Annotated in this window: 1 protein-coding gene; it reads right to left on the bottom strand. The window is 65.6% G+C overall.

Annotated elements, in window-relative coordinates; translation table 11 throughout:
- Nucleotides 1-37: 37 nt before the first annotated feature.
- Nucleotides 38-1,258 (bottom strand): RNA-guided endonuclease InsQ/TnpB family protein, encoded by a 1,221-nt coding sequence (locus tag ACZ5WK_RS40265; protein ID WP_465555536.1) that lies wholly within the window; start codon nt 1,256-1,258, stop codon nt 38-40.
- Nucleotides 1,259-1,372: the final 114 nt, after the last annotated feature.

Here is a 1,372-nt window from a genome sequence, read left to right on the forward strand (position 1 = left end):
TTGACTTCCTCCCCCTCGTGAACGAGGGGGATTCCCCTCAGCCTCGCGGCTGAGCCGCTGCGCGTGTGCGCTGCGGTGGGGATGTTTCCTGCTTCACCGACGACTGCCCGCCCGGAGTGCTCCGTTGAGGTCTTACACCGTCTCCACAGGCTGCAACCGCCAGTCCGGCGGCCAGGATGTTCTTTGCCGCGTTGACGTCCCTGTCGTGGGTCGTCCCGCAGTCGCACGTCCATGTCCGGACGTTGAGCGGCATCTTCCCCCGGAGGGTGCCGCAGGCCGAGCACAGCTTGGAGGAGGGGAACCAGCGGTCCACGACCACCAGGTCCCGCCCGTACCAGTCGGCCTTGTACTCCAGCATGGACCGCATCTCGGTCCAGCTCGCATCCGAGACGGCACGAGCGAGTGTGCGGTTCTTGAGCATGTTCCGCACGGTCAGATCCTCGATCACGATCGTTTGATTCTCACGAACGAGTCGAGTGGTCAGCTTGTGCAGGAAGTCCCTGCGCCGGTTGGCAATCCGCACGTATGCCCGGCCAACCCTGAGCCGTGCCCTGTCCCGGTTCTTCGATCCCCTGGCCTTGCGGGCAAGACCGCGCTGCGCCTTGGCAAGGCGTTCGCGGTCCTTGCGCTCATGCCTGGGGTTGGTGATCTTCTCCCCGGTGGAGAGCGTCACCAGGCTGGTGATGCCGGCGTCGATGCCCACGGCCTCGTTGACCGGTGCGGGCATCACGGGCCGGTCGTCGCACAGCATCGAGACGAACCAGCGGCCGGCCGCGTCCTGCGACACCGTGACCGTGGACGGCGAACTGCCCTCGGGCAGCGGGCGCGACCACACGATGTCCAGCGGCTGGTCCATTTTGGCCAGCGTGAGCCGGCCGTCCCGGAACCGGAACGCGGACGACGTGTACTCGGCGGAGCGCCGGGACTTCTTCCGGGACTTGAACGTCGGGTACTTCGCCCGCTTGTTCCAGAAGTTCGCGAACGCCCCCTGCAAGTGGCGCAGAGTCTGCTGCAACGGAACCGACGACACCTCGCAGAGGTAGGCCAGTTCCCCGGTCTTCTTCCACGCCGTCAGCATCGCGCTGGTGGCGTTGTAGTTGACCCGCTCCTGGCGCAGCGTCCACGCCTCCGTGCGGGCCTGCAACGCCAGGTTGTACACCTTGCGAACACACCCGAACGTGCGCGACAGCTCAGCTGCCTGCGCATCGGTCGGATAGAAGCGGTACTTGAACGCCCGCTTCACCTGGGTGGTCGCCATGGATCACACACTAACACCGCTGCTTGTGACCACGTGACAGGTAGTTACCTACCGCAACGCCGTATCGCCTTGACGGCAATACGGCTTCCCCTGACCCGCTACGCGGGAGATCCG

It is taken from the genome of Kitasatospora sp. NPDC032757 (genome assembly GCF_055579305.1).